27 protein-coding genes and 3 tRNA genes are annotated in these 24,138 nt (G+C 73.0%); 16 read left to right on the forward strand and 14 right to left on the reverse strand.

From position 1 onward, the window contains the following. Positions 1 to 10: 10 nt before the first annotated feature. From crtI to ABZS80_RS04055, 8 genes are all read left to right on the forward strand, one after another. Positions 11 to 1,492, forward strand: coding sequence for a phytoene desaturase family protein (gene crtI, locus ABZS80_RS04020; protein WP_355054343.1), 1,482 nt, complete (start codon positions 11 to 13; stop codon positions 1,490 to 1,492). Then, positions 1,489 to 2,094 carry an isopentenyl-diphosphate Delta-isomerase gene (gene idi, locus ABZS80_RS04025; protein ID WP_355054344.1) on the forward strand — a complete coding sequence of 202 codons (606 nt, stop codon included), beginning with the start codon at positions 1,489 to 1,491 and terminating at the stop codon, positions 2,092 to 2,094. Before crtI ends, idi begins: the two co-directional genes overlap by 4 nt. Continuing rightward, positions 2,084 to 3,019: a MerR family transcriptional regulator gene (locus ABZS80_RS04030; protein ID WP_355054345.1), complete on the forward strand. Its 936-nt coding sequence runs from the start codon at positions 2,084 to 2,086 to the stop codon at positions 3,017 to 3,019. Before idi ends, ABZS80_RS04030 begins: the two co-directional genes overlap by 11 nt. Positions 3,020 to 3,103: 84 nt before the next feature. Beyond that, positions 3,104 to 3,898 carry a polysaccharide deacetylase family protein gene (locus ABZS80_RS04035; RefSeq protein ID WP_355054346.1) on the forward strand — a complete coding sequence of 265 codons (795 nt, stop codon included), beginning with the start codon at positions 3,104 to 3,106 and terminating at the stop codon, positions 3,896 to 3,898. 155 nt (positions 3,899 to 4,053) lie between these two features. Beyond that, positions 4,054 to 4,126 (forward strand) — tRNA-Glu (locus ABZS80_RS04040). 33 nt (positions 4,127 to 4,159) lie between these two features. Continuing rightward, positions 4,160 to 4,233 (forward strand) — tRNA-Asp (locus ABZS80_RS04045). 73 nt (positions 4,234 to 4,306) lie between these two features. Next, positions 4,307 to 4,380 (forward strand) — tRNA-Phe (locus tag ABZS80_RS04050). A 260-nt stretch (positions 4,381 to 4,640) separates the two neighbouring features. Further along, positions 4,641 to 4,802 carry a hypothetical protein gene (locus ABZS80_RS04055; protein WP_355054347.1) on the forward strand — a complete coding sequence of 54 codons (162 nt, stop codon included), beginning with the start codon at positions 4,641 to 4,643 and terminating at the stop codon, positions 4,800 to 4,802. A gap of 170 nt (positions 4,803 to 4,972) precedes the next feature. Here ABZS80_RS04055 and ABZS80_RS04060 read toward each other — a convergent pair whose 3' ends face one another. Then, a complete protein-coding gene (locus tag ABZS80_RS04060; protein WP_355054348.1) occupies positions 4,973 to 5,467 on the reverse strand; it encodes an NUDIX domain-containing protein in 495 nt (164 codons plus the stop codon). 136 nt (positions 5,468 to 5,603) lie between these two features. Between ABZS80_RS04060 and ABZS80_RS04065 the strand changes: the two genes are divergently transcribed. After that, the gene (locus ABZS80_RS04065) at positions 5,604 to 5,921 is read left to right on the forward strand and encodes a hypothetical protein (RefSeq protein WP_355054349.1); all 318 of its coding nucleotides are present in this window, start codon (positions 5,604 to 5,606) and stop codon (positions 5,919 to 5,921) included. A gap of 11 nt (positions 5,922 to 5,932) precedes the next feature. On the opposite strand, the gene ABZS80_RS04070 is transcribed toward ABZS80_RS04065, so the two are convergent. Further along, on the reverse strand, positions 5,933 to 7,003 hold the full coding sequence (locus ABZS80_RS04070; RefSeq protein WP_355054350.1) for a hypothetical protein: 1,071 nt from the start codon (positions 7,001 to 7,003) through the stop codon (positions 5,933 to 5,935). A gap of 207 nt (positions 7,004 to 7,210) precedes the next feature. On the opposite strand from ABZS80_RS04070, the gene ABZS80_RS04075 reads away from it, so the two are divergent. Beyond that, positions 7,211 to 7,726 (forward strand): SRPBCC family protein, encoded by a 516-nt coding sequence (locus ABZS80_RS04075; protein WP_355054351.1) that lies wholly within the window; start codon positions 7,211 to 7,213, stop codon positions 7,724 to 7,726. A 51-nt stretch (positions 7,727 to 7,777) separates the two neighbouring features. Here the strand turns inward: ABZS80_RS04075 and ABZS80_RS04080 are convergent, their stop codons facing one another. Together ABZS80_RS04080 and ABZS80_RS04085 are read right to left on the reverse strand one after the other, a co-directional pair. Next, positions 7,778 to 8,485 (reverse strand): DUF2786 domain-containing protein, encoded by a 708-nt coding sequence (locus tag ABZS80_RS04080; protein WP_355054352.1) that lies wholly within the window; start codon positions 8,483 to 8,485, stop codon positions 7,778 to 7,780. Positions 8,486 to 8,523: 38 nt separating this feature from the next. Beyond that, positions 8,524 to 8,913, reverse strand: a complete 390-nt coding sequence (locus ABZS80_RS04085; protein WP_151461150.1) for a hypothetical protein — start codon at positions 8,911 to 8,913, stop codon at positions 8,524 to 8,526. A gap of 166 nt (positions 8,914 to 9,079) precedes the next feature. Here ABZS80_RS04085 and ABZS80_RS04090 point away from each other — a divergent pair, with 166 nt between their 5' ends. Beyond that, complete coding sequence (locus ABZS80_RS04090; protein WP_355054353.1) at positions 9,080 to 10,429, forward strand: ABC transporter substrate-binding protein; 1,350 nt, start codon at positions 9,080 to 9,082, stop codon at positions 10,427 to 10,429. Between the two features lie 55 nt (positions 10,430 to 10,484). Here ABZS80_RS04090 and ABZS80_RS04095 read toward each other — a convergent pair whose 3' ends face one another. Together ABZS80_RS04095 and ABZS80_RS04100 are read right to left on the reverse strand one after the other, a co-directional pair. Further along, entirely contained in the window at positions 10,485 to 11,228 is a 744-nt protein-coding gene (locus ABZS80_RS04095) for an enoyl-CoA hydratase/isomerase family protein (RefSeq protein WP_355054354.1), read from the reverse strand. Between the two features lie 52 nt (positions 11,229 to 11,280). After that, positions 11,281 to 12,138: a 3-hydroxyacyl-CoA dehydrogenase family protein gene (locus ABZS80_RS04100; protein WP_355054355.1), complete on the reverse strand. Its 858-nt coding sequence runs from the start codon at positions 12,136 to 12,138 to the stop codon at positions 11,281 to 11,283. A gap of 156 nt (positions 12,139 to 12,294) precedes the next feature. Between ABZS80_RS04100 and ABZS80_RS04105 the strand changes: the two genes are divergently transcribed. After that, positions 12,295 to 12,582 (forward strand): hypothetical protein, encoded by a 288-nt coding sequence (locus tag ABZS80_RS04105; RefSeq protein WP_355054356.1) that lies wholly within the window; start codon positions 12,295 to 12,297, stop codon positions 12,580 to 12,582. A gap of 50 nt (positions 12,583 to 12,632) precedes the next feature. Here ABZS80_RS04105 and ABZS80_RS04110 read toward each other — a convergent pair whose 3' ends face one another. Next, positions 12,633 to 13,412, reverse strand: a complete 780-nt coding sequence (locus tag ABZS80_RS04110) for a class I SAM-dependent methyltransferase (RefSeq protein ID WP_355054661.1) — start codon at positions 13,410 to 13,412, stop codon at positions 12,633 to 12,635. 60 nt (positions 13,413 to 13,472) lie between these two features. On the opposite strand from ABZS80_RS04110, the gene ABZS80_RS04115 reads away from it, so the two are divergent. Then, positions 13,473 to 13,850 (forward strand): PPOX class F420-dependent oxidoreductase, encoded by a 378-nt coding sequence (locus ABZS80_RS04115; protein ID WP_355054357.1) that lies wholly within the window; start codon positions 13,473 to 13,475, stop codon positions 13,848 to 13,850. A 91-nt stretch (positions 13,851 to 13,941) separates the two neighbouring features. Here the strand turns inward: ABZS80_RS04115 and ABZS80_RS04120 are convergent, their stop codons facing one another. Both ABZS80_RS04120 and ABZS80_RS04125 read right to left on the reverse strand, forming a co-directional pair. Beyond that, positions 13,942 to 14,151: a BldC family transcriptional regulator gene (locus ABZS80_RS04120; protein ID WP_007073996.1), complete on the reverse strand. Its 210-nt coding sequence runs from the start codon at positions 14,149 to 14,151 to the stop codon at positions 13,942 to 13,944. A 255-nt stretch (positions 14,152 to 14,406) separates the two neighbouring features. After that, positions 14,407 to 15,246, reverse strand: coding sequence for a hypothetical protein (locus ABZS80_RS04125; RefSeq protein WP_355054358.1), 840 nt, complete (start codon positions 15,244 to 15,246; stop codon positions 14,407 to 14,409). A 174-nt stretch (positions 15,247 to 15,420) separates the two neighbouring features. On the opposite strand from ABZS80_RS04125, the gene ABZS80_RS04130 reads away from it, so the two are divergent. Further along, on the forward strand, positions 15,421 to 16,503 hold the full coding sequence (locus tag ABZS80_RS04130) for a Glu/Leu/Phe/Val dehydrogenase (protein ID WP_355054359.1): 1,083 nt from the start codon (positions 15,421 to 15,423) through the stop codon (positions 16,501 to 16,503). Positions 16,504 to 16,806: 303 nt separating this feature from the next. Beyond that, positions 16,807 to 17,025: a DUF3073 domain-containing protein gene (locus ABZS80_RS04135; protein ID WP_091668151.1), complete on the forward strand. Its 219-nt coding sequence runs from the start codon at positions 16,807 to 16,809 to the stop codon at positions 17,023 to 17,025. Between the two features lie 142 nt (positions 17,026 to 17,167). Here ABZS80_RS04135 and amcA read toward each other — a convergent pair whose 3' ends face one another. The 5 genes from amcA to ABZS80_RS04160 all read right to left on the reverse strand — a co-directional run bounded on the left by amcA (position 17,168) and on the right by ABZS80_RS04160 (position 21,923). Next, positions 17,168 to 17,404, reverse strand: coding sequence for a multiple cyclophane-containing RiPP AmcA (amcA, locus tag ABZS80_RS04140; protein ID WP_151461157.1), 237 nt, complete (start codon positions 17,402 to 17,404; stop codon positions 17,168 to 17,170). Then, positions 17,373 to 18,476 (reverse strand): cyclophane-forming radical SAM peptide maturase AmcB, encoded by a 1,104-nt coding sequence (amcB, locus tag ABZS80_RS04145; RefSeq protein WP_355054662.1) that lies wholly within the window; start codon positions 18,474 to 18,476, stop codon positions 17,373 to 17,375. The genes amcA and amcB overlap by 32 nt, the downstream gene beginning before the upstream one ends. 123 nt (positions 18,477 to 18,599) lie before the next feature. Then, complete coding sequence (gene purM, locus ABZS80_RS04150; RefSeq protein ID WP_355054360.1) at positions 18,600 to 19,754, reverse strand: phosphoribosylformylglycinamidine cyclo-ligase; 1,155 nt, start codon at positions 19,752 to 19,754, stop codon at positions 18,600 to 18,602. Positions 19,755 to 19,812: 58 nt separating this feature from the next. Next, positions 19,813 to 21,399: an amidophosphoribosyltransferase gene (gene purF, locus ABZS80_RS04155; protein ID WP_355054361.1), complete on the reverse strand. Its 1,587-nt coding sequence runs from the start codon at positions 21,397 to 21,399 to the stop codon at positions 19,813 to 19,815. 170 nt (positions 21,400 to 21,569) lie between these two features. Beyond that, on the reverse strand, positions 21,570 to 21,923 hold the full coding sequence (locus tag ABZS80_RS04160) for a sterol carrier family protein (RefSeq protein WP_151461161.1): 354 nt from the start codon (positions 21,921 to 21,923) through the stop codon (positions 21,570 to 21,572). 158 nt (positions 21,924 to 22,081) lie between these two features. Between ABZS80_RS04160 and ABZS80_RS04165 the strand changes: the two genes are divergently transcribed. Beyond that, the gene (locus ABZS80_RS04165) at positions 22,082 to 24,115 is read left to right on the forward strand and encodes a carboxypeptidase-like regulatory domain-containing protein (protein ID WP_355054362.1); all 2,034 of its coding nucleotides are present in this window, start codon (positions 22,082 to 22,084) and stop codon (positions 24,113 to 24,115) included. Positions 24,116 to 24,138 lie beyond the last annotated feature (23 nt).

Below are 24,138 nucleotides of genomic sequence, written 5' to 3' on the forward strand. Positions count from 1 at the left end.
GGGAGCCGGGATGCGCACCGTGAGCGGGCGTACCGACCGGGTGGTGGTCGTCGGCGCGGGGCTGGGCGGGCTGGCCTGCGCGCTGCACCTGGCCGGCAGCGGCCGGCAGGTGACCGTGCTGGAACGCGAGCCGGTGCCGGGCGGGCGCGCCGGCCGGCTCGGCGTCGACGGGTACGAGTTCGACACCGGGCCGACCGTGCTCACCATGCCCGACCTGATCGCCGAGGCGCTCGGCGCGGTCGGCGAGGAGCTGACCGACTGGCTCGACCTGACCCCGCTCGACCCGGCCTACCGGGCCTGGTACCCGGACGGGTCGACGCTGGACGTCATCACCGACACCACCCGGATGGCCGCCGAGATCGCCCGGGTCTGCGGCCCCCGCGAGGCGGACGGCTACCTGCGCTTCGTCGACTACGCGCGCGACCTGTGGCGCTGGGAGCGGGCGGACTTCATCGAGCGCAACCTGGACGCGCCGACCGACCTGCTCACCGGGAACCTGCTCCGGCTGCTGGCCAACGGCGCGTTCCGGCGGCTCCAGACGAAGATCAACCAGTTCTTCCGGGACCCGCGTACCCAGCGGATCTTCTCCTTCCAGGCCATGTACGCGGGCCTCGCGCCGCACGACGCGCTGGCCATCTACGCGGTCATCGCGTACCTCGACTCGGTGGCCGGGGTGTGCTTCCCGCGCGGCGGCATCCACGCCGTCTCCCGGGGGATGGCCGGCGCCGCGGAGAAGCACGGCGTGCAGATCCGCTACGGCACCACGGTGACCCGGGTCGAGACGGCGCACGGCCGGGCCACCGGCGTGGTCACCGCCGACGGCGAGTTCGTCCCCGCGGACGTCATGGTGCTCAACCCGGACCTGCCGGTCGCCTACCGGGACCTGCTGCCGGCGAGCCGGCAGCGCAGGCTCACCTACTCGCCTTCCTGCGTGGTGCTGCACGTCGGTTCGGCGCAGGGCTACCGCCGGATCGCCCACCACAACATCCACTTCGGGCGGTCCTGGAAGGGCACGTTCGACGAGGTGATCCGGCGGGGCGAGCTGATGACCGACCCGTCCCTGCTGGTGACCAACCCGAGCCGGACCGACCCGTCGGTGGCCCCGGCCGGCCGGCACACCTACTACGTGCTGGCCCCGGTGCCCAACCTCGACCGGGCGCCGTTGCACTGGCCGGGCGACCTGACCCGCCGCTACGCCGACCAGCTCGTGGCGACGCTGGAGGAGCGGGGCTACGTCGGCTTCGGGGACGGCATCGAGGTGCTGCGCACGGTGACCCCCGCCGACTGGGCGGCGCAGGGCATGGCCGCCGGCACCCCGTTCGCCGCCGCGCACAGCCTGTTCCAGACCGGTCCCTTCCGCCCGCCCAACCTGCACCGGACGCTGGGCAACGTGGTCTTCGTCGGCTCCGGCACCCAGCCCGGGGTGGGCGTGCCGATGGTCCTCATCAGCGGCAAGCTCGCCGCCGCGCGCATCACCGGGACCACCGCATGACGGCCCGGGAGAATCACCTCGTCGAGCTGGTCGACGACGGCGGGCACGTGCTCGGCGAGACCACCGTGGCCGCCGCCCACCAGCCACCCGGCCGGCTGCACCGGGCCTTCTCGGTGCTGCTGGTCGACCCGCGGGGGCGGATCCTGCTGCAACAGCGGGCCGCCATCAAGACCCGGTTCCCGCTGCGCTGGGCCAACGCCTGCTGCGGCCACCCGCTGCCCGGCCAGTCGCTGGTCGAGGCCGCCAACCGCCGGCTCGCCGAGGAACTCGGCGTCGACCCGGTCGACCTCACCGAGGTCGGGGTCTACCTCTACTACGCCGAGGACCCCGCAACCGGTCGGGTCGAGTTCGAGTACGACCATGTCCTGCGCGCCGACGTACCGGCCGACCTGCCCATCCGGCCCGACCCCGACGAGGTCGCCACCCTGCGCTGGGTCGACCCCCGCGAGCTGGAGGCGGACCTGGACGTCGACCCCCGCGCGTACGCACCCTGGCTCGGCGGGGTGGTGAACCGGCTCCTGCGGCCGGCCCGTCCCGCCGCCGACGTGGCCCGGGCGGGTGCGCCGGCCGACGAGGCACCGGAGCGGTCGGGTGGCGGATGAGGCGCTGAGCGCGGGAGCCGTCGCGCGCCGGCTGGGGGTCGCCGTCACCACGCTGCGCACCTGGCACCAGCGCTACGGCCTCGGCCCCAGCGAGCACGTGCCGGGGCACCACCGGCGCTACACGCCGGCCGACTTCGCGCGCCTGGACATCATGCGGCGACTCACCGCGGAGGGGGTCGCCCCCGCCGAGGCCGCCCGCTGGGCCCGGCAGGCACCGGCGGTCCTCCCGCCCGGGCGGCTCGGGCTGAACCGGCGGGCCACGGCGGTCCGGGACGGCGGCGGGACGACCATCCCGGTCGGCCGCGCCGGACCGGTCGCCCGCGGTGTGGCCCGCGCCGCCATGCGGCTGGACTCGGTGGCGATCGGCGCGACCGTCGCGCACGCCCTCGGCACCGACGGCGTGGTGCCCACCTGGGACGGGCTGCTGCGGCCGGTGCTCGCCGGCATCGGCGAACGGCACGCCGCCACCGGCGGGCTGATCGAGGTGGAGCACCTCATCTCCCGCTGCGTCTCCGAGGCGTTCGCCACCGTGGCCCGGGCACACCCGGTGGCCGGGCCGGCCCGGATCCTGCTCGCGTGCGCCGATGAGGAACAACACACCCTGCCGCTGGAGGCGTTGGGCGCCGCGCTGGCCGAGGCCGGGGTGGGCTACCGGATGCTGGGCGCCCGGGTGCCGATGGCCGCCCTGGTCGAGGCCGTCAACCGCACCGGCCCGGCGGCCGTGGTGCTCTGGTCGCACACGCGAGTCACGGCCGATCCGGACCAGCTCACCGCGGTGCTCGCCGCCCCGCGCCGCCCGCTGCTGGTGCTCGCCGCCGGGCCGGGCTGGCGGGCCGACACGCTCCCGGCCGGGGTGGTCCGGCCGGTGAACCTCGCCGAGGCCGTCTCGCTGGCGGTGGCCGTACGGGACTCCCTGGACCAGTGACGGCGGGCTGAGGGGCCTCCCGATTCGGCGCGACGTCCACTACGGTCGGAAGTCCGCCCGACCCGACCCCCTCTCGGAGCGACGATGCGTCCACGCGCCGTGCCGGCGTTCGCCCTCGGCCTGGTCCTCCTGGTGACCGGCTGCGGCGAGCCCGGCAAGACACCGTCCCCGGCCGGCGCTCCACCGTCCGCCTCGGCCGCCCCAACGCCGTCGCCCACGCCGAGCCCACGGCCCAGCCCGAGCCGCACCACCCCGCCGAAGCCGAAGCTGCGCCCGGTGCCGAAGACCCTGCCCGCCGGGCTGCACCGCTCCAGCGGCAGCCGGGGGGTCGCCCTCACCTTCGACGACGGGCCGGACCCCCGGTTCACGCCGCAGATCCTCGACCAGCTCCGGGCGGCCCACGTCACGGCGACCTTCTGCCTGGTCGGCAAGCAGGCCAAGCGCTACCCGCAGCTGGTGGCCCGGATCGCCCGCGAGGGGCACCAGCTCTGCAACCACAGTTGGCGGCACGACATCAACCTCGGCCGCCGACCACTCGCCGAGATCCGGGCCGACCTGGTCCGCACCAACGAGGCCATCCGGGCCGCCGTGCCGCGCGCGCCGATCACCTGGTTCCGCCAGCCGGGCGGCCGCTGGACGGCGGAGGAGCTGACGGTGGCCCGCCAGCTCGGGCTGCGCCCGCTGCACTGGAGCGTCGACCCGCAGGACTGGAACCACCCGGCGGCGAAGACGATCATCAAGCGGGTGTCGGCGGCGACCCACCACGGCTCGATCGTCCTGATGCACGACGCGGGCGGCGACCGGACCCAGACGATGGCCGCCTGCCGGCACCTGATTCCGGACCTCAAGCGGCGGTACGGGATCTCCCGGCTACGGTGACATCGCCTCTGACCTGCGGTTTCGTCCGGCTCTGCGCCCGTGGCCATACCGGTTTGGCCGGCCGAGGAGGCATGGCTTATGCTTCTCATGCCTCCGGCGGGGCCGGATGGGAGCAAGTCCGCTTGAAGTTGCGAGTGTGCAATGATGGCGGGGCCGCCCTCATCGTCTAGCGGCCCAGGACGCCGCCCTTTCAAGGCGGTAGCACGGGTTCGAATCCCGTTGGGGGCACGGTCCGGCTCAGGCCGGATGCAACACCAGCTAGGTCCTGTGGAGCAGTTGGAGTGCTCGCCGCCCTGTCAAGGCGGAGGTCGCGGGTTCAAGTCCCGTCAGGACCGCAAGCGCTGACGCCGCGCCTTCATGCGCGGCGTTCTGCGTATCGGCCTGTGCGGTAGCATGAGCCGACAGCACGGCCAGGTAGCTCAGTTGGTACGAGCGTCCGACTGAAAATCGGAAGGTCGGCGGTTCGACCCCGCCCCTGGCCACATAGCCTTTCGCCGGGCTACAGGAGCGCCGACCAGCGGAAACGCCGGTCGGCGTTCTGCTTTTCACCCCGGAAACCCGGCTGTCCGGTCTGACCCTCGTTGACCCCCGAATCCCTCTGATGGCCGCCCCTTGTTGCACGGGGATTGCACGACCCCTCGTCATGCCGGTCGGCCAAGAGCGCGTCGCCGACCCCTGCCTTGCAGAGATCAAAAATCCTGTCCGCCGGCGTCGGCTACTGCGGGTCTGACATGATCACGACGTGCCCGACCCCGACCCCGAGCCCGCCGACGGCAGTCCGCCTACGGAGCCGTCTGCGCCGACGGCGCGGAAAGAACTGCCCGCACTAATCGTGCTGCTGCTCGCATCGGCCGTTCTGCTGGCGCTGTCTTTCGGCTGTGCCGCCTTGTGGCTGTACAAGTAACTGGCCGTCCGTTCCGCTGGACCAGGAGCGCCAGTTTGGAAGAGCGTGCTCAACTGGTCGTGATGCCCGAAACGCCTGCACCCAGGGGCCTACCCGTTTGCCTCTCGCGCCCGCTCGTGCCCGATGCATGCCATGGCTACTGGCCCACCGATGGCCCGTGAGTCCAGGCGTCACCTGGCTTGGAACCGGCCAGTCAGGCGATACGCGGCGTGCATTTCCAGGACAACTCGGGTCTGTGCTTGCAGCGGGCCGGGTGGCGTTGCGGGGTCAGCGAAAGCCACTTCGAGCACCTCCGTGCTCTCCGGCTCGATCACGCCCGACCATCGTCGCGCTTCGAAGCACATGGCGAAGCAGTGCATCCGGTCCCCGTTGGGATAGGTGATGACGTGAGCATCCGGCTCAGATAGGCAACCGAAGGCAGCGAGATCGGAGCTGTCGACTATGAGTCCGGTCTCCTCTCGGACCTCAACGATCGCGGTACCAACGAAGCTTCCTCCTGGCTCGGCGGCCCCTGCCGGTATCTCCCACAAACCAGAATCACGACGTCGCTGGAACAAGACGTGCTCAGCCGCGTCGAGGAGAACGACCTGTGCTCCGGGCATGAGCAGCAGTCGAGACCCGACCAACTGTCGAAGTTGCCAGGTGTAGGAACCGACATAACCCATCCGGTGATCAAACCAGAAGCGTGGCGTTGCCGCGCTAACCACGGAGCGGCGGATCTCCTCGTCGGGCAGTCGTAGACCGTCCAGCCTTCAGGCGCGGCTGACCGGTCGGCGCCCGGCCGGGGCGCCGTCCACCACGGTGGGCATCCGACCCGCCATCGTCGAGCCGGTGGCGCCGCTTCCCGCGCCCGTCGCGGTGGTCACCCGGCCCGTGCGGCGGGACGCCGGGACGACGCGGGGCGGGCGCGGACGGCGAGTCGGGGCCGCGCTCGCGGCCGTGGGACTGCTGGTGGCCTGCTCGCTCACCGCGCACGCCAACGGGATCGGGGACAACCTGCTCTGGACGCCGCGCGACCTGACCAGCGGCGTCGCCCTCGCCGTGACGCTCGCGCCGGTCGCGGGGTTGCTGCTGCTCCGGCGTACGGCCTGGTGGCGGCCCCCGGCCCCGCTGCGCTGAGCCTCCCGGGGCTACCGCTTCGGCCGGTGCTGGCCCATGCCGTTCTGGATCGCCTCCCAGACGCTCCGGCCGGCCTGCAACAGCGTCTCCCCGGCCTGGCCGGCGAGCTGGGCCGGTCCGGGTGGGCCGCCCGACCCCTTCTCCGCTTCCTCCGGCTTGCCGGCGGGCGGCTTTCCCGGCTGGGCCCGTTCCCCGGCCCCCGCGCCAGGTGCCTTCGCCGGGCCGGTGGACGGTTGGCCGGCACCCTCGCCGCCGGCCTGCCCACCTTCACGGGACGGGCCGCCTTCACGGGACGGGCCGCCCTCGCCGGGCTGCCAACCCTCGCGGGACGGGCCACCGCCCTGACCACCCTCGCGGGACGGGCCACCGCCCTGACCACCCTCGCGGGACGGGCCACCGCCCTGACCACCCTCGCGGGACGGGCCACCCTGGCCGGTCGACGGTCCGCCCGGCTGGGGCTTGCCGGCACCCCCACGACCGGACGGCTGCCCGCCACCGCCGGCAGGCGGAGCGCCGGAGGGCTTCTGCTGCCCCTGGTCGCCGGTCGGCGGCTCGGGAGCACGGGTCCCGGCCGGCGTCGCTGGGGAGGGCGGTGCGGGCCGGCCGAGGCCCTCCCGGAGGGCGCGGTCGGCCACGGCACCGACCCTCCCGATGCGTTGCCCGCGCTCGTCCAGGACGGGTGCGCTGGCGAGCTGGCGGGTCGCCCGGTTCTCGTCGTCGCCCTCGGCGGCGCGGGCGAGCGCCTCGATGAGGTGCGGGTTCCGGTCGATGGTGGTGAGTGCGCGGTCCAGGATCTGCACCAGCTTCTCCAGGCGCACCTTGAGCAGCGCCTCGGCGCTGACGCCGGCGACGTCCAGTTCCACGTCGTCCAGGTGCACCCGGACCCCGGCGTCGAGCTGCAGCAGGTTGGCCAGCCGGGCGCGCAGTGACAGGTCGGCGTCGAGCCCCTTCACGGAGAGCCGGATCTGGTCGACCGTCAGCTCCGGGATGTCGAGCAGGACGTCCGGCTCGGACTGCCCGCCGCCCTGGCGGGCGGGCCGCCCGCTCGTCGGGTCCCGCTCGGTCGGTCCGTTCTCGCTCATGCTCCCCGCTCCCCGCTGGCCCGCCGGCCGGGCCGAATCAGCCGCGGTTACCCGGTTTCCGGCAGGACATCCCTGATGGTCCCGTACGCCCGTGAACGGAGGCGGCGAGGACGGCCCGGCGCTGTCGGAAAACGGGTCTCCCGCTGTCCGGAAGCGGGCGAAGATGAAAGCTGCACAGCGGGGCATCAGCCGGTATGGTCCGGGCCTATGGGACAGGGGATGGCCGATCCGGATGAGGTCCGCCAGGAATTCGACCGATTCTCCCTCCGCAGCACACTCTTCGCCCCCGCCTCCGCCGACCGGGCGTACGCCGTGTTCACCGGCTCCCTGACCGACTGGTGGGTGCGCGAATACACCTGGTCGGGGCCGGAGGCGCTGGCCGAACTGGGCATCGAGCCCCGGGCCGGCGGCATGCTCTACGAGATCGGCCCGTACGGCTTCCGCGGCGACTGGGGCCGCGTGCTGACCTGGGATCCGCCCCGGCGGCTGGTCTTCACCTGGCAGCTCGGGCCGGACCGGGTGCCGGTGCCGGATCCGGCGCGGGCCAGCGAGGTCGAGGTCCTCTTCCAGCCCGAGGGGCCGGAGCTGACCCGCGTCGACGTCGAGCACCGCTACTTCGACCGGCACGGCGAGGCCGCCGAGGGCTACCGCAAGGCGCTCACCGCCGGCTGGCACGAACTCCTCTGCCGCTACCTGGCCACGGTCGCCCGCACCACCGACTGACCGGGCGCCCGGCCGGATCACTCAAGGCGGATCGGCCGCCGGGGCACGGCGTCAGCGGTCGATGCCCCTGGCCGAGGAGCCGGTCCCGGTCACGCCGGTGCCGCCCAGGTCGGCCCGGCGCCCGGCGGCCGCACCCGGGCCGAAGCCGCTGCCGGCCAGCCGGCGTCGCGGAGCGGTGCGCAGCCGCGGGTACACCTCGGCCAGCCGGCGCTGGACGCGATCGGAGCGGTCGGCGAGCACCAGCGCCACCGAGGGCGCCCCGGACTCGGCGACCGCCCCGGCCTCGGCCGTCCGCAGCCGTTCGGCGACCACGTGCGCGAACCCGGCCAGCCAGGTACGCCGGAAGGCGGCCGGATGCTCTCCGGCCGGTACGGCGGTGCCGGCGAGACCGTGCGCGGCCTGCACGAGCAGCGAGGTGAAGAGCAGCTCGACCCGTTCCAGGTCACTGGCGAAGCCGAACAGGTGCAGGTCGAAGCCGCTGCCCTGCCGACGGCGTACGCAGCGGCACCGCAGCGGGTCGGCGACCGCCGCGAGCAGTGTCGCCTTGTCCCGGGCGTACGGGGCGACCACCTCGACCACCCGGTCGCCGACCGGGTCGGTGGCCGGCTCGCGGGCGGCGAGCAGCGCCCGGTCGACACCGTAGCGGGCGATCAGTTCGGTGGCCTTGGCCATGAAGGCGGCCGACTCGGCGGGCGTGCAGGCCGGGTCCTCGGCCTGGGCGAGCAGCTTGCGGACCTTGCTGAGCATCGCCTCGGACATGCACCAGAGCTATCACAGGCCGGGGCCGCGAAGGCGACTCAGGCCGCCCGGCTGCGCAGCGTCGCGACCGTCGACCCGGCGAGGGTGAGCAGGCAGTCGGGCAGCAGCCCGTCGGCCGCCGCGGCGCCGAACAGCGCCTCGCCGGTGTCGGCGTCGTCATTGGCGTACGCGCTGACGAAGCGGGCCACCCACCGCGTGTCGTAGTCGGCCTGGTCGATCCCGGGAAAGTCGAGCGCGGCGCGGCCCACCGGGGCCTCGTCGCCGACCATGGTGGCGGCCAGGCACCAGGCCACCCCGTACGCCCCGGCCAGCCCGGAGCGGTCCACGACGGCGTCGAAGGTGCCCACCACGCCGTCGCCGTCCCCGGCCAGCGCCGACCGGAGCACGGCGGTCGCATCGTCCAGCGTCTGCTGTGCTTCGTCGGTCACCTGCGGAACAGTAGTTCGGAGGGTCAAGCGGTGACACCGGAACAGCCCAGCCGTCACGCAGAGTCATACCAGCAGTCGGGGTGCCGACGGACCCACCTCCACGGTCCCGCTCTCCGCGCCGGCACGCTAATGTGCGCAGCGGACCTTCGCCGGAGGAAGGACGACCATGCTCAAATCTCGCGCGTCGCGTGCGGCCCTGTCCACGGCCTGCGCGGCGCTCCTGCTCGCCACCAGCGCCTGCGGGAGCGACAAGCCCGAAGAGGCCACCGCCACCCAGGTGCGCCTCTACGGCACCGACGGCAACATGCAGAACTCGTACGTCGACGCTCTGAAGGACCGCGCGGACCTTCTCAACGGCATGAAGGGCACCACCCCGCTCACGCCGCTGCCCGAGAGCTTCAAGGAACGGCTACGCACCGTAGATCCGGAGCTCAAGGACTACCTCTACTCGGCGGAGACCTACGACGCGATCGTGATAAGCGTGCTGGCCGCACAGCTCGCCGGCACGACCGAGCCGGGCGAGATCGCCAAGCAGATCGTCGGTGCGACCACCAGCGGTCAGCGCTGCGACGAGGTCGCGACCTGCCTGCAGCTGGCCCGAGCGGGCCAGGACATCGAGTACCGCGGGGTGTCGCTGACGCGGGCCGGGTTCACCGACGTCGGTGAGCCGGCCGCCGCCAGCTACGCGACGCTGCACTTCGGCGACCGGCAGGTCGACGACGGCAAGACCGAGTTCGTCGGCGCCGGTGACGAGTCGGGGGCGAGCACCAAGACGCCGCCGAAGGGCAAGAAGTCGCGTCCGGGCAAGGCCTACAAGGAGGACGGCTCCCCGCTGGTGCTCGGCGGGCTGCTGCCGAAGACCGGTGACCTGGCCCTGGCGTACCCGCCGATGGCGGCCGGCGCGGCGCTGGCGATCCGCGAGGTGAACGCGGCGGGCGGCGCGCTCGGCGAGCCGGTGGCCTGGATCGACGGCGACGACGGCACCGACCCGAAGATCGCGAAGGCGACGGTGGCCTCGCACGTCCAGCAGGGCGCGCACGTCATCATCGGCGCCGGCGCCTCGGGCATCTCCCGTGCCGTGCTGCCCGACGTGGTGGCCGCCGGCCGGATCCTCTTCTCCCCGTCGAACACCGACGCCGGGCTGAGCAAGGTGGACGACAAGGGCCTCTACTTCCGCACCGCGCCGCCGGACGGCCTCCAGGGTCGGGCGCTTGCCGACGTGATAATGCGCGACGGACCGCACAAGATCGCGATCGTCGCGCGTAAGGACTCCTACGGCGAGGGCCTCCAGGAGAACGTCCGCTCCGAGCTGGAGCGGGCCGGCATGGGCGCCGACAAGGTGAAGCTGCTCTCCTACGTGCCCCCGGAGGGCGCGTCGCCTCCGCCGGTGGACTTCTCCGCCGGCGCCAAGGAGATCAAGGACTACGGGGCGGACGCCGTGCTGGTGATCGGCTTCGGTGAGTCCGCGCGGGTGATCACCGCGCTCGCCGACGCCGGGGTGCAGATCCGGCAGTGAGACAACGACGAGGGCCGCACCGGGCGAACCGGTGCGGCCCTCGTCGTGTCCACGGTCACCGGGAGCGGCGCCGCTCCAGGAACTCGGTCATCCGCCGGTGCTTCTCCTCGTCCTCGAAGAGCACCGCCTGGCTGAGCAGGTCGAGCTGCGGGTGGGCGGCCGCCGGGGCGTCCACCGCCAGCTTGGTCAGCCGCAGCGCCAGCGCCGAACCCTTGGCCATCTCGTCGAGCAGGCCGTGCGCGGTGGGCAGCAGCTCCGCCGGCTCGGCCACCACCCGGTTGACCAGCCCGATCCGCAGCGCCTCGTCGGCGTCCACCCGCCGCCCGGTGAAGAGCAGCTCCTTGGCCCGGGCCTCCCCGACCAGGGCGGGCAACCGGTAGGTCGCGCCGGCGCCGGCCAGAATGCCCAGCCGCACCTCGGGCTGGCCGAACACCGCACGCGCCGTGCACACCCGCAGATCGCAGGCGTACGCCAGTTCGGCGCCGCCGCCCAGCGCCGGGCCGTCCACGGCGGCCACGGTGGGCATCGGCAGCGCCCGGATCCGGGCGAAGGCGGCCTGGTTGATGGCGGCCAGCGCGTCCAGCCGGCCGCGTTCCCGGAGCTGGGCGATGTCGGCGCCGCCCGCGAAGATGCCGTCCGTGCCGCCGGTGAGCAACAGCAACCGAGGCCGTGCCTCCAGCTCGGCGCAGACGACGTGCAGCTCGCCGATCAGGTCCGCGTCGATCGCGTTGCGCTTCTCCGGCCGGTCCAGGGTGACGACCAGCCGGTCCGGCAGCTCCTCGACCCGCAGCCCGCTCACCGTGCCGGCCTCTCGTTCGCCACTGCGGGGCTCGCAAGCTCACTCATCGCGCTCACCGCTTGACCCCGTCTTCCCAGGTGTAGAAGCCCTGACCCGACTTCTTGCCCAGCCGGCCGGCGGCCACCATCTCCTCCAGCAGCGGCGGCGGCGCGAACCGGTCCCCGTACGCGGCCTGGAGGGTGCGGGCGATGTCGAGCCGGACGTCCAGCCCGACCAGGTCGGTCAGCTCCAGCGGGCCGACCGGGTGCCGGTAGCCGAGCACCATCGCCTTGTCGATGTCGGCCGGGCTGGCCACCCCGTCGGCGACCATCCGGATCGCCTCCAGGCCGAGGGTCACGCCGAGCCGCGAGGTGGCGAAGCCGGGCAGGTCGCGTACCACGACGGGGTCCTTGCCCAGCCGCCCGGCGAGCGCGACAGCCGCGTCGGTGGTCTCCGGCGCGGTGGCCGGCCCGACCACGACCTCGAGCAGCGCCATCGCCCAGACCGGGTTGAAGAAGTGCAGCCCGACGAAGTCGGCGGGCCGCTCCAGCCCCTCGGCCAGCTCCGCGATCGGGATGCTGGACGTGTTGCTGCCGAGCAGGGCGGGCCGGCGGCCCTCGGCGTCGGCGAGCACGGCCCGCTTGAGGTCGAGCCGCTCGGGGACCGCCTCCACGATCACGTCGGGGCCCTCGGCCACCTCGGCGAGGCCGGCGCGCAGGGTGACCCGCTCGCGGTTCGCCGTCGCCGCCTCGGCGGTCAGCTTGCCGCGCTGCACGCCGCGCTCCCACAGCTCGCCGAGCCGCCGCACGGCATCGGCGCCGCGTGCCGGGTCCACCTCGACCAGCTCGACCGCGTACCCGGCGCCGGCCGCCACGTACGCGATCCCGAGACCCATGGTGCCGGCCCCGACGACCACAAAACGACCACTCATCGATGTCCCTCCGCCGCGGCCGGTGGCGGGGTCTCCGCCGTGCCGGGCCGCTCGCTCGTTCCTGGGTGCGACCCTATGCAGGGCCGGCCCGCGGGCAGGAGTGGGGGCGCGCCGGATCGGGTACAGACGGCCGTCAACGCCGAGGGAAGGATCGAGATGAGCCAGGCACCGGAGAGCACGGAGAGCACGGAAACCGTGGAGACCCGCGGCGACGAGCGGGTGGACCTGCTCCGCGCGGACACCAACAACGACGGGAAGACCGACGTCTGGGTGGTGGACACCGACGGCGACGGAAAGGCCGACCTGTTCCAGTTCGACACCGACGGCGACGGCAAGGTGGACATCACCATGGTCGACATCGACGAGGACGGCACGCCGGACGAGGTGGTCGACGGCGACGGCGGCCTGCCGCCGGAGCACACCACCCCCACCGTGCAGGTCTGACCGAAGGAAGGGCCCCTTGTTATCGCCTCAGGGCTAAGAAGGGGCCCTTCCTAACGCTTCAGTCGCAGCGTCGCGAGGTAGTACGGGTGGTCGTGCGTGTCCACGTCGGCCAGGCGCCACGGAGAGCCCTCGACCAGCTCGGCGAACTCCTCGACCGAGCACACCAGATAGTCGAACCATTCGGTGCCGAGCAGCCGGTAGCGCAGCCGCAGCCGGAGCTGCCCGCCCAGCCGCCCCCGCCGCCGGTTCAGCTCGTGGTAGCCGGTGTGCACCGGATCGGTGGTGCCGTACGGGTCGGTGCCGTGCGCGATGACCTGGGCGCCGGGGCGGGCCAGCGCGGCGAGCGCGGCCAGCAGCGCGGGGGCCCGCTCCCGCCCCTCGAACAGCCCCAGGTTGTTGCCGAGCAACAAGAACGTGTCGTAGCGCCGGCCGTCGGCGACGTGCTCGTCCACGGTGCCGAGCACCAGGTCGCGTACGCCCCGGTGCCGGCTGACCCGCAGCGCCCCGGCCGAGGTGTCCAGCCCGGTGACCGGCACGCCGCGCTCCTGGAGGTGCAGCGCGATCCGGCCGGCTCCGACGCCGATGTCCAGCACCTGGCCGTGCACCCGGTCGACGGCCCGGTGGTCGTACGCCTGCCACCGCTCCGGCGGGTCCAGGTAGTGCTCGGTGGGCGCGCCGTTGACCAGCCCGTCGTCCCGCTCGATGATCTCGATGACCGGCCGGGGCAGCCGCCCGCCGACCAGCGGCCGGGGCCCGATCCCGGTGCTGACCGCGTACGCGTCGCGGATCATCTCGCCGAACACGTCGCCGATCGTGGGTTCCCCGCTCACGCTCACGGCGATCACGCTATCCGGGCTCGGCCGGCCTGTCGCGGCCGTATCCTGAGCGGCGTGACAGACCTGGACCGCTTGGCGGCGGAGAAGTACGTGCTGCTCACGACGTTCCGCAAGGACGGACGGGCGGTGCCGACTCCGGTGTGGGCGGTGCGCGACGGCGAGGCGCTGGCGGTGTGGACCGTGTCGGACTCCGGCAAGGTGAAGCGGATCCGGCGCGACAGCCGGGTCACGGTGGCCCCGTGCGACGTGCGCGGCCGGCCGCACGGCGAGGCGGTGCCGGGGCACGCGACGGTGAGCGGCCCGGAGTCGACCCGGCGGATCCGGGGGCTGCTCAAGCAGAAGTACCGGCTGATCGGCCGGTTGAGCCTGCTGGGCAGCCGGCTGCGCCGGGGCGAGAGCGGCACGGTCGGCCTGCGCATCGTGCTCGACTGAGCCGCCCCTGGAAACGACTGAGGGCGGCGGATCGTCGCTGTCGCGACGTCCCACCGCCCCTGATCGGAACGCCTGAGAATCGTCCGGGTCGTCAGTCCCCCTGGCGCTGCTGGGGAATCTGCCCCTGCAGCAGGGCCCGAACCTCCGACTCGCGGTAACGGCGGTGGCCGCCCAGGGTCCGGATGGCGCTGAGCTTGCCAGCCTTGGCCCACCGGGTCACCGTCTTCGGGTCGACACGGAACATCGACGCCACCTCGGCCGGTGTGAGTAGCGGCTCTGGTTCGTGCGTTCGCGATGCCATCGGGTCACTCCTCCACATGTATAGACATCGGCCGGGGTCCCGCCGGCCGACGCGCCTCCCATGGTCCGGCTAGTCCCCGATGTCCGACATGGGCCGAACGGCTGAAGGTCCCTAGACGGACGGATGAACCATGCCCGATTTTTACGACTTTTATGCCGCAGAAGCTACCTTAATGGGACTCATGATCACGGTTCGTGATGCGTCAACTACGAGACACTCTCGCATCGAGAGGGCTCAACCTGGGCAAACCCGACGCTAGTTGCAACGCTCCAGGAGCTGCACCGCGCGCCACCGGGCGACCAGCTTGTCGTACGCCGCGGAGGCCTCCTCCGCCTCGCCCCGGGAGAGCCCCGCCAGCCCCGTCGCGACCAGCTCGGGCGAGTCGTCGGCGGCGAGCGTCTCGTCGGGCAGCAGCTGCACCAGACCGCCGTAGTCGAGCTCCACCACCGAGCGCGGGTGGAACTCCTCCAGCCAGCGGGCGGCCTCCTCGACCGCCTCGGTGATCGGGGCCTCGCCGATCGACTTGCGCAGCACCGACAGCGCCCGCGACGACCGGCGGCGCGCCTTGGAGATCTCCGTCCGGTAGCGCAGCGCCCGCCGCTCCGGCTCGGTGACCAGGTGCCGCTCCTGCGAGTCGAAGAGCACGAACCAGCGCAGCGGCACTCCCCAGGTGGCGATCTGCTCGTGCACCCGGGGCACCCCGTGCTCCAGCACCCGCGCCCCGCTGCGCCAGTCCTCCACCACCGCCTTCGCCTGGCCGGCCAGGACCGGCGGGACGAACGCGTCGGCGAGCACCGAGGGCACGCCGTCCCGGGCGCTCAGCGCCGCCTCGGCGACCCGGATCCGCAGGTTCCACGGGCAGACCAGCAGCGTGTCGTCGGTCTCCAGGACGTACGCCTCGTCGGGCAGGTCGGGCAGCCGGGTCCAGCCCGCGCCCAGCGCCTCGATCACCGCCGTCCGCTGCCGGACCGGCCCCTCCAGCGGGGCGACCGCCCGGCCCTCGTTGACGTAGCGGCGCCAGAACGACTGGCGATCCCGATCGAAGGCGGTCAGCGGCTCGTACACGCGCAGGTATGAAGCGAAGAGCGACGGCACGGCGCGATCCTCCCACGAGACGGGACTTCTCCGCCGCCGCCGTCACGAGGCGTCGTGACGTGCGCGACAGTACGGCTGCGGCCGATATTAGGCTCAGCAGCACCGGCAGCATCCCGCCGGCGTGCCATCAGGGTCCGCGCCCCACAAGGGCGCACACCGACACAGGAGTCAGCCATGGGCGTATTCGCCAGCACCGACGACCCGGGATCGAGCGGTCACGAACAGGTCGTGTTCTGCCAGGACAAGCAGTCCGGGCTGAAGGCGATCATCGGGATCTACTCCACCGCGCTGGGCCCCGCGCTCGGCGGCACCCGGTTCTACCCGTACGCCAGCGAGGCGGACGCCCTCGCCGACGTGCTCGACCTCTCCCGCGGCATGGCATACAAGAACGCTCTGGCCGGCCTCGACCTCGGTGGCGGCAAGGCGGTCATCTGGGGTGACCCGGAGCAGATCAAGAGCGAGGCGCTGCTGCGGGCCTACGGCCGCTTCGTGGAGTCCCTGGCCGGCCGCTACTACACCGCCTGCGACGTCGGCACCTACGTCGCCGACATGGACGTGATCGCCCGGGAGACCAGCTACGTCACCGGCCGCAGCGTGGAGCACGGCGGCGCGGGCGACTCCTCGGTCCTGACCGCCTGGGGCGTGTTCCAGGGCATGCGGGCCGCCGCCGAGCACGTCTGGGGCAGCCCGACGCTGTCCGGCAAGCGGGTCGGCGTGGCCGGCCTGGGCAAGGTCGGCAAATACCTGACCGGCCACCTGCTGGAGGACGGGGCCGAGGTCGTGGCGACCGACGTCAACCCCCGGGCCCTGGAGTGGGTGCGCACCACCCACCCGCAGGTCACGCTGGTCGACGACACCGCGGCGCTGGTCGCCTCCGACATCGACGTGTACGCCCCGTGCGCGCTGGGCGGCGCCCTGAACGACGACACGGTGCCGGTGCTGCGCGCGAAGGTGGTCGCCGGTGCGGCCAACAACCAGCTCGCCCACGCGGGCATCGAGAAGGTCCTCGCCGACCGGGGCATCCTCTACGCCCCGGACTACGTGGTGAACGCCGGCGGCGTCATCCAGGTGGCCGACGAGATCGAGGGCTTCAACTTCGACCGGGCCAAGCTGCGGGCCACCCGGATCTTCGACACCACCCGCGAGATCCTGCGACTCGCCGACGACGAGGGCGTCCCGCCGGCGGTGGCCGCGGACCGGCTCGCCGAGCGCCGCATGGCCGAGGTCGGCCGGCTGCGCACGATCCACCTGCGCTGAGCGTCACCCCGGGGGCGGGCCACCGGCCCCGCCCCCGGGCCGCCGCGCCGCCGGCACCGGCGTTAAGCTGGACGTTGGGGTGCTTCGTGCCGATTTGACCGCTGTCACGGCCACTCCCGCTGTCCGCTCCTTACCGGGTACACTTTGTGACGGCCGGCTCACTGCGACGCGCAGGGCCGGTTGACGGTAACCCGAGGTGCCGAACGGTGGCATCCCCATGTACCGTAAGAGCCACGAGAGATGCCTGACGTCATCGGGGCCCGCCTTCGGGCTGCCCCGCATTCTGTGCGAGGGGGTCGAGCCATGGGGCGCGGCCGTGCTAAGGCCAAGCAGACGAAGGTGGCGCGGGAGTTGAAGTACCACTCCCCGAACACCGACCTCACCGCCTTGCAGCGCGAGTTGGCGGGTGCTGGTGGGAAGTCTGAGCAGCACTTCGACGACGACTACAAAGAGTATGTCGACGACGATGATGAGGATCACGCCGACGACGACCCGGACACCTGGGCCCGTCCGACCCGCTGACCTCCGGTCGCATCTGAGCACGCGGTGACTTCCCGCGTGCTCACGCATGTGCCCTGCCAACGCGGCGCACCGACGATCAGGGGCCACGCCCTTCCGGAGCCCTCCGGCCGACCGGCGGGCCCCTGATCGCGGACGCGTGCCCTCAGCGGGGCCGGTTGTTCCAGTTGTAGAACGTCGGGATGTTCTCGAAGTGGTTCCAGGCGCATACCGCGCTGGCGCCGTCGCCGCCCGACACCTCCGCCCGCAGCAGGCGCGCGGCCTCCGCCTCGTGGAGAAGTGCGGTCAGTCCGCCGGCGGCCTCCCGCACCCGGTCCGCGACGGGATCGGGCTCGGCTCCTCCGACGCGCTCAGGCTGCCGGTGACTCGTGGTCTCGGGCATGCTCCAACACTCCCTCCAGTAGGCGGATCTTGCTGTTGCGGCAGTGCTCGGTCTCCGTACCGTCAAAACGCCCCAGCTCGAAGTAGCGGTTCGCCGCGTGGCCCCCGCCGCAGAAGCCGAAGTAGGGGCAGGACGACCGGCACGCCTCCACGCCGGTGAGGAACTCGCCCACCCAGGGCGTCCGCCCGGCCCCGGCCAGGATCTCGGCCAGCGGGGTGCTCAGCACGTTGCCGCTGCTGAAGTCGCCGTAGTGCGGGTCGGTGAAGCCGGCCAGCTCCGGGGAGAGCACCACCACCGAGCCGTCCTGGGCGACCGTGGGGATCGGGTCGAGCCGGCGGGGCAGCAGGTCCTCCGCCGTGCCGGCCAGGACGGCGCCCGCGTAGCGCAGCGACCACTCGACCTCGCGCAGGTGGATCCGGGGATCCCGTCGCCAGGCGCCCACCAGCTCCGCCCAGAATCCCGTCACCGCGGCCGCGTCCCGGGCGTTCGTGCGGGTGTTGACGCCCTCGGTCTCCTCGATGTTGATCCCCAGCACGTCACAGCCGAGGTCGAGGAAATAGTCGTAGAGCTCGGTGGCCAGCCCCGGCTCCGGCCGGGAGACCACGGCGAGCGCCGAGAAGGGCAGCCCGTGCCGGCGCAGCGCCGCCACGCCGGCCAGGATCCGGTCGTACGCCGGCCGGCCGCCCCGGGTGACCCGCTCCCCGTTGCGGTCTCGGGGGCCGTCCACGCTCACGCTGACCCGGATCCCGTGCTCGGCGAAGAACGCGCACCAGGCGTCGTCGATCAGCGTGGCGTTGGTCTGGACGTGGTGCTCCACCTCCGGCCCGAACGGCGCCAGCAGGGCCGCCAGGTGCTCCCGGCCGGCTGCGAGCGGCTCCCCGCCGTGCCAGACCACCGAGAAGCGCCCCGCGGCCGCCCAGGGGTTCACCGAGGCCGCCACCGCCTCGGCGACCGGCACGGGCATCCGCCGGTCCACCGCCCGCAGCGGCAGGTAGCAGTAGACGCAGTCGAGATTGCAGAGCGTGGTCGGCTGCATCACCACGTACGAGGGGACGGCGGCGATGCCCCGCATTCCGGTGTGCGTACGCGCAGCCATCACCCCTCCCCCGTTAGCCTGAACCGCCCTTCAGGCTAGGCGGCGGTGGCTACTCGGGTGAACCCCCGATCAGGTGCCCGGATGATCACCGGAGAGTGATCACCCGCGGGTGTGCTGGCCGATCATCTGCACGTTGCCCGAGCCCTCGATGATTTCGCCGGCCTGCCAGGCGTCGACTCCGCGGCCGGTCAGGGTGGCCAGGGCACGGTCCGCGTCCTCCGGGGAGACGATGGCGAACATGCCGACGCCCATGTTGAACGTCGCCTCCATCTCCGGGTCCTCGATCCGGCCCTTCGACTGGATGAGGTCGAAGATCGGCTGCGGCTTCCAGGTGGAGCGGTTGACCACCGCGTCGACATGCTCGGGCAGGATCCGGACCAGGTTGCCCGGGATGCCGCCGCCGGTGACGTGGGCCAGCGACCGCACCTCGGCCTCGGCGATCAGCTTGAGGCAGTCCTGCGCGTAGATCTTGGTCGGGGTGAGCAGCTCCTCGCCGAGGGTCCGCTGCCGGCCGAAGTCGTCGATCACCACGTCCAGCCGCATCCGACCGGCCCCCAGCAGCACATGCCGGACCAGCGAGTAGCCGTTGGAGTGCAGGCCGGAGGAGCGCATCGCGATGACGACGTCGCCGACCTCGACCCGCTCCGAGCTGAGGATGTCGCTCTCCTCCACCACACCGACACCGGTGGCGGAGATGTCGTACTCGTCGGGGCGCAGCACACCCGGGTGCTCGGCGGTCTCGCCGCCGAGCAGGGCGCAGCCGGCGTAGCGGCAGCCGTCGGCGATGCCCGCGCCGATCTCGGCCACCTTGTCCGGAACGACCTCGCCGGTGGCGATGTAGTCGAGCAGGAAGAGCGGCTCGGCGCCGCAGGCCACCAGGTCGTCGACCACCATGGCGACCAGGTCGATGCCGACCGTGTCGTGGATGTCGAGCTGCTGGGCGATCACCAGCTTGGTGCCCACGCCGTCGGTGGAGGAGGCCAGGATCGGGTTCTTGTACTTCTTCGTGTCCAGCCGGAACAGGCCGGCGAAGCCGCCCAGGTCGCCCATGACCTCCGGGCGCCGCGTCTGCCGGACCTTCGACTTCAGCAGCTCGACGGCCCGGTCGCCCGCCTCGATCGACACCCCGGCATCGGCGTACGAGACCGCGCGTTTGCGCTGCGTACGGCCGGCCCCGGCCGACCAGGGCTGGCGGTCGCCGCCGGCGCCCGTCGGGCTGGATCCTGCGCCGCTGCGCTCGGACACGTGGGTCACGGTTCTCCCCTTTGTGGTTCCCGCGGGCCGGCCGGAGGGCCGCCCCGCGTCGGTGGTGCTACGGGCGGTGGGTGGCTGCGCCGCCCGGAGTGGCGGCCGACGGCTTCAGGTCCGGGCCCGGCGTCGGACGCGTCGAGCTGAAGTAGCCGTCTTTCAGTGGGGCGGTGGGCTCGGACGCCTCGGCGGTGACCCGGCGGCCCACCCCTTCGAGCACGTGCTTGCCGATCAGGTTCCCGGCCGGCAGCTCGATCGGGTATTCCCCGTCGAAGCACGCCCGGCAGAGCCGGGTCTTCGGCTGCTCGGTCGCGGCGATGAGACCGGGAAGCGAGACGTAACCCAGCGTGTCGGCCCCGATCGACCGCCGGATGCCCTCGTTGTCCAGCCCGTTGGCCAGCAGCTCGGCCCGCGTCGCGAAGTCGATCCCGTAGAAGCAGGGCCAGCTGACCGGTGGCGACGAGATCCGGACGTGGACCTCCAGCGCCCCGGCCTCGCGCAGCATCCGCACGATCGCCCGCTGGGTGTTGCCCCGGACGATCGAGTCGTCCACCACCACCAGGCGCTTGCCGCGCACGTTCTCCCGCAGCGGGTTGAGCTTGAGCCGGATGCCGAGCTGGCGCAGGGTCTGCGACGGCTGGATGAAGGTGCGCCCGACGTACGGGTTCTTCATGAGGCCCTGGCCGTAGGTGATGCCGGACTCCTCGGCGTAGCCGATCGCGGCCGGGGTGCCCGACTCGGGCACCGGGATGACCAGGTCGGCCTCGACCGGGTGCTCCTTGGCGAGCTGGCGGCCGATCTGCACCCGGGCGGAGTGCACGTTCCGCCCGGCGATCGTGGCGTCCGGACGGGCGATGTACACGTACTCGAAGAGGCAGCCCTTGGGCTCCGGCGCGGCGAACCGGCTGGACCGGAGCCCGTCCTCGTCGATGGCGATCAGCTCGCCGGGCTCCACCTCGCGGACCACGCTCGCGCCGACGATGTCCAGCGCCGCGGTCTCGCTCGCCACCACCCAGCCGCGCTCCAGCCGGCCGAGCACCAGCGGGCGGACCCCGTGCGGGTCGCGCGCCGCGTAGAGGGTCGACTCGTCCATGAAGACGAAGCTGAACGCGCCGCGCAGCTGGGGCAGCACCTCCAGGGCGGCCGCCTCGACGGAGAGGTCGGGGCGGCTGGCCAGCAGCATGGTGACCAGCGACGTGTCGTTGGTCGAGCCGTCGGAGTCCAGGCCGCGCTCGGCCACCTCGCGCTGCAGCTCGGCGGTGTTGACCAGGTTGCCGTTGTGGGCCAGCGCGATCGTGGTGCCGGCGGTGGTGGCCCGGATGGTCGGCTGGGCGTTCTCCCAGGTCGACCCGCCGGTGGTCGAGTAGCGCGCGTGCCCGATCGCCACGTGCCCGCGCAGGCTCGCCAGGGTGGGCTCGTCGAAGACCTGGGCGACCAGGCCGAGGTCCTTGTAGACCACCACGCCCGACCCGTCGCTCACCGCGATGCCCGCGGCCTCCTGGCCGCGGTGCTGGAGGGCGTAGAGCCCGAAGTAGGTCAGGTTCGCGACTTCTTCCCCCGGCGCCCAGACACCGAAGACGCCGCACGCGTCCTGGGGGCCGGGTCGCTGGGGGTCAAGGTCGTGGCTCAGCCGGCCATCGCCTCGGGGCACCTGCCGCTCCCTTTGCTGGGGTCTGGACTGGCCTGGCGGAGGTCGGGGGGCAAGCTCCGCACCGTGGGCCGGGGACCGTCGTCGCCTCACAGTGTACGCGAACAGCAGTCGATACCGACAGTCACGGGACGCCCGCTGAGCGTGATCGCGAACGACCCCTCTCGCCGCAGCTAGAGCGGGAGGTGCTCGGAGAGATCCGCGCGGATGCCGGACACCCGTACGCGACCCTCGGTGACGGCCTGGGCCCACTCGAGGCGGCCGGTGGCCAGCGCCAGCCAGGTCGGCGGGTCCATTTCCACCACGTTCGGGGGTGTTCCGCGGGTGTGTCGCGGCCCCGCCACGCACTGCACCGCGCCGTAGGGTGGAACCCGCACCTCCACCGATCGGCCGGGGGCGCGCTCCGCGAGGGCGGCCAAAAGGGTACGGACCGCCTCCCGGTACACCGGCCGATCGGGCGTACGCCCCTCATCCAGCGCCGTCAACGTCGCCGCTACCGCGGCGGAATAAGTGTGCGGAGAGGACACGACGGGACGATACGACCCCACCGCAACGCGCTCGACGCTGGCCCTGGGTAGAGATAGCCCGGCCAGACAAGGCATAGTTGCCGACGGCGTATTCGTACCGTGAGTGATCACCCGGCCGGACCGGCTGGCGGGGAGATCAGACCCGGAAGGCGGTGGACGTGTCAACACACCGACGTGCCTGGAAGCAGCGGGCCGGTGTGGTCGTGGCGCTGGTCTTCGGCGGGCTGCTCGCCGTCCCCGCCACATCGGCCTCGGCCGCCAAGATCAGCACCGCCGACAACTCGGTCACCATCGACGCCGGCCGGAGCAGCACCGTCAGCGTCGTGGTGCGGCCGGACGCCGGCGAGACGTCCGCGGACATCGACGTGACCGGCCTGCCCGACGGGGTCACCTGCGGCGGGTGTGGGCCGATCGACTTCGGGGGCATCCCGGCGCCCAAGCCGGTGACCCTGACCCTGTCGGCCGCGGCCAACGCGCCCGCGGCCAACGGCGCGCAGGCGAGGATCACGGTCACCGGGGACAATCCCCGCAACCTCCGCGTCACGGTCCGGGCCGCCGCGCCGCCGACCCCGGATCAGCCGCAGACGGTCAAGTCCATCTCCGGCAAGGTCGTCGTCGCGGACAACGGCGATCCCGTCGAGAATGCTCTGGTCATGCTCCGGGACAGCCGGGGCAAGCAGCGCCAGACGAACACGGACGGCAGCGGCAACTTCCGCTTCAGCGGTTCCGCCTCGGACCCGATCGCACCGGGCCGGATCGACCTGGGCGCCACCAAGGGTGACGCCAACCCCGGCACCAAGTCGATCAACGCGTCGGCCGGCCAGTCGGTGACCGGTGTGCGGATCGGCGTGCCGATCAAGGTGGAGGCCTCGCCGAGCCCCAGCGCCTCGGCCAGCGAAGAGGCCCTGCCGAGCGAGGAAGCCACCGACGAGGCGACCGACGAGCCGGCCAGCGACGCGCCCGCCGCGCAGCAGCCGGCCGCCAACGAGGATTCGGGCGGCTTCAGCTCCTGGCTGCTGATCCTGCTCGGCGGCCTCTTCGTCGCCGTCGGCGTGGGCACCATCGTGCTGCTCTACATGCGGCGCAAGAACGAGGACGGCGACGGCGACGGTGACGGCCCGAACGGGCCGGCCGGCCCCGGTGGCCCGGCCGGAGCGGCCGCCGTCCCGGGTGCCCGGGGCGCCTACCACGGCGCGGACGACCAGACCCGCGTGGTGAACGGCATGGGCGCCGGGCCGGCACCGACCATGGCCGGCGGCACCTCGCTCAGCGACGCGCCGACCATGATGCACCGCCCGGTCGTGGACGACGTCCCGCCGGACCCGTACGGCGCGCCGCCCGGCCCCTCGTACGGCGTCGGAGCGGGGCAGCCCGGATACGGCGGCTACGGCGACGAGGCTCCCGGTCCGGGCGGCTACGGCGCAGCCAACGGCTACGGCAACGCCCCCTCCTCCGGCGGCGGCTACGGCACGGCCCCGTCCTCCGGCGGCGGCTACGGCAGCCCCGAGTACGGCGTCGGGGCCGCCGGCTACCCGCCCGCTCAGGGCGGCGGCTACGGCAACGAGCGCTACGACGAGCCGACCGGCCGCTACACGGGTGACAGCACCCAGTACGCGCCGCCGGCCGACCCGTACCCGACCAGCACCTACCAGCCCGAGCAGGGCCGGGGCTACGACCAGCCCGGCCAGGGCCAGTATGGCCGTGGCGCGGAGCAGGGTGGCTACGGCACCGGTGGCGGCTACGGCGCCCCGGCGGGCGGCTACGACAACGGCCCGGCCGGCGGCTATGACAACGGCGCGGCGGGGGCCTACGACAACGGCCAGACCGGTGGCTACGACAGCGGCCAGACCGGTGGCTACGACGCCGGCCAGCAGGGCGGCTACGACGGTCGCCAGCAGGGCGGCGCGTACGACGCCGGCCAGCAGGGCGGCGCGTACGACGGCGGCCAGCAGGGCGGCTACGACGGTTACGACCAGCGCGGCGGCTACGGCGGCGGCGAGGGTTACGGCCAGCCGCAGCAGGGTGGCTACGGCCAGCAGGGCGGCTACGGCCAGGAGCAGCCTCCGCAGCAGCGCGGCGGTGGCTACGACCAGGGCGGCGGCTACTACGCCGACCCGGCCGAGGCCGGCCGGGGCCGACCCGACGCCCCGCAGGACCGCAGCGGTCGCCGCCTGGACTGGCTGGACGACTGACGGCCGGGGCGTGAGCGCCCCAC

The sequence above is a fragment of the Micromonospora sp. NPDC005305 genome (genome assembly GCF_040607315.1).
Classification (GTDB): domain Bacteria; phylum Actinomycetota; class Actinomycetes; order Mycobacteriales; family Micromonosporaceae; genus Micromonospora.

What these genes read in the sequence shown, in the direction of transcription:
- crtI (WP_355054343.1), top strand. Translation starts at nt 11, where the DNA reads ATGCGCACCGTGAGCGGGCGTACCGACCGGGTGGTGGTCGTCGGCGCG.
- idi (WP_355054344.1), top strand. Translation starts at nt 1,489, where the DNA reads ATGACGGCCCGGGAGAATCACCTCGTCGAGCTGGTCGACGACGGCGGG.
- ABZS80_RS04035 (WP_355054346.1), top strand. Translation starts at nt 3,104, where the DNA reads ATGCGTCCACGCGCCGTGCCGGCGTTCGCCCTCGGCCTGGTCCTCCTG.
- ABZS80_RS04060 (WP_355054348.1), bottom strand. Translation starts at nt 5,467, where the DNA reads ATGGGTTATGTCGGTTCCTACACCTGGCAACTTCGACAGTTGGTCGGG.
- ABZS80_RS04070 (WP_355054350.1), bottom strand. Translation starts at nt 7,003, where the DNA reads ATGAGCGAGAACGGACCGACCGAGCGGGACCCGACGAGCGGGCGGCCC.
- ABZS80_RS04075 (WP_355054351.1), top strand. Translation starts at nt 7,211, where the DNA reads ATGGGACAGGGGATGGCCGATCCGGATGAGGTCCGCCAGGAATTCGAC.
- ABZS80_RS04080 (WP_355054352.1), bottom strand. Translation starts at nt 8,485, where the DNA reads ATGTCCGAGGCGATGCTCAGCAAGGTCCGCAAGCTGCTCGCCCAGGCC.
- ABZS80_RS04090 (WP_355054353.1), top strand. Translation starts at nt 9,080, where the DNA reads ATGCTCAAATCTCGCGCGTCGCGTGCGGCCCTGTCCACGGCCTGCGCG.
- ABZS80_RS04100 (WP_355054355.1), bottom strand. Translation starts at nt 12,138, where the DNA reads ATGAGTGGTCGTTTTGTGGTCGTCGGGGCCGGCACCATGGGTCTCGGG.
- ABZS80_RS04105 (WP_355054356.1), top strand. Translation starts at nt 12,295, where the DNA reads ATGAGCCAGGCACCGGAGAGCACGGAGAGCACGGAAACCGTGGAGACC.
- ABZS80_RS04120 (WP_007073996.1), bottom strand. Translation starts at nt 14,151, where the DNA reads ATGGCATCGCGAACGCACGAACCAGAGCCGCTACTCACACCGGCCGAG.
- ABZS80_RS04130 (WP_355054359.1), top strand. Translation starts at nt 15,421, where the DNA reads ATGGGCGTATTCGCCAGCACCGACGACCCGGGATCGAGCGGTCACGAA.
- ABZS80_RS04135 (WP_091668151.1), top strand. Translation starts at nt 16,807, where the DNA reads ATGGGGCGCGGCCGTGCTAAGGCCAAGCAGACGAAGGTGGCGCGGGAG.
- amcA (WP_151461157.1), bottom strand. Translation starts at nt 17,404, where the DNA reads ATGCCCGAGACCACGAGTCACCGGCAGCCTGAGCGCGTCGGAGGAGCC.
- amcB (WP_355054662.1), bottom strand. Translation starts at nt 18,476, where the DNA reads ATGCGGGGCATCGCCGCCGTCCCCTCGTACGTGGTGATGCAGCCGACC.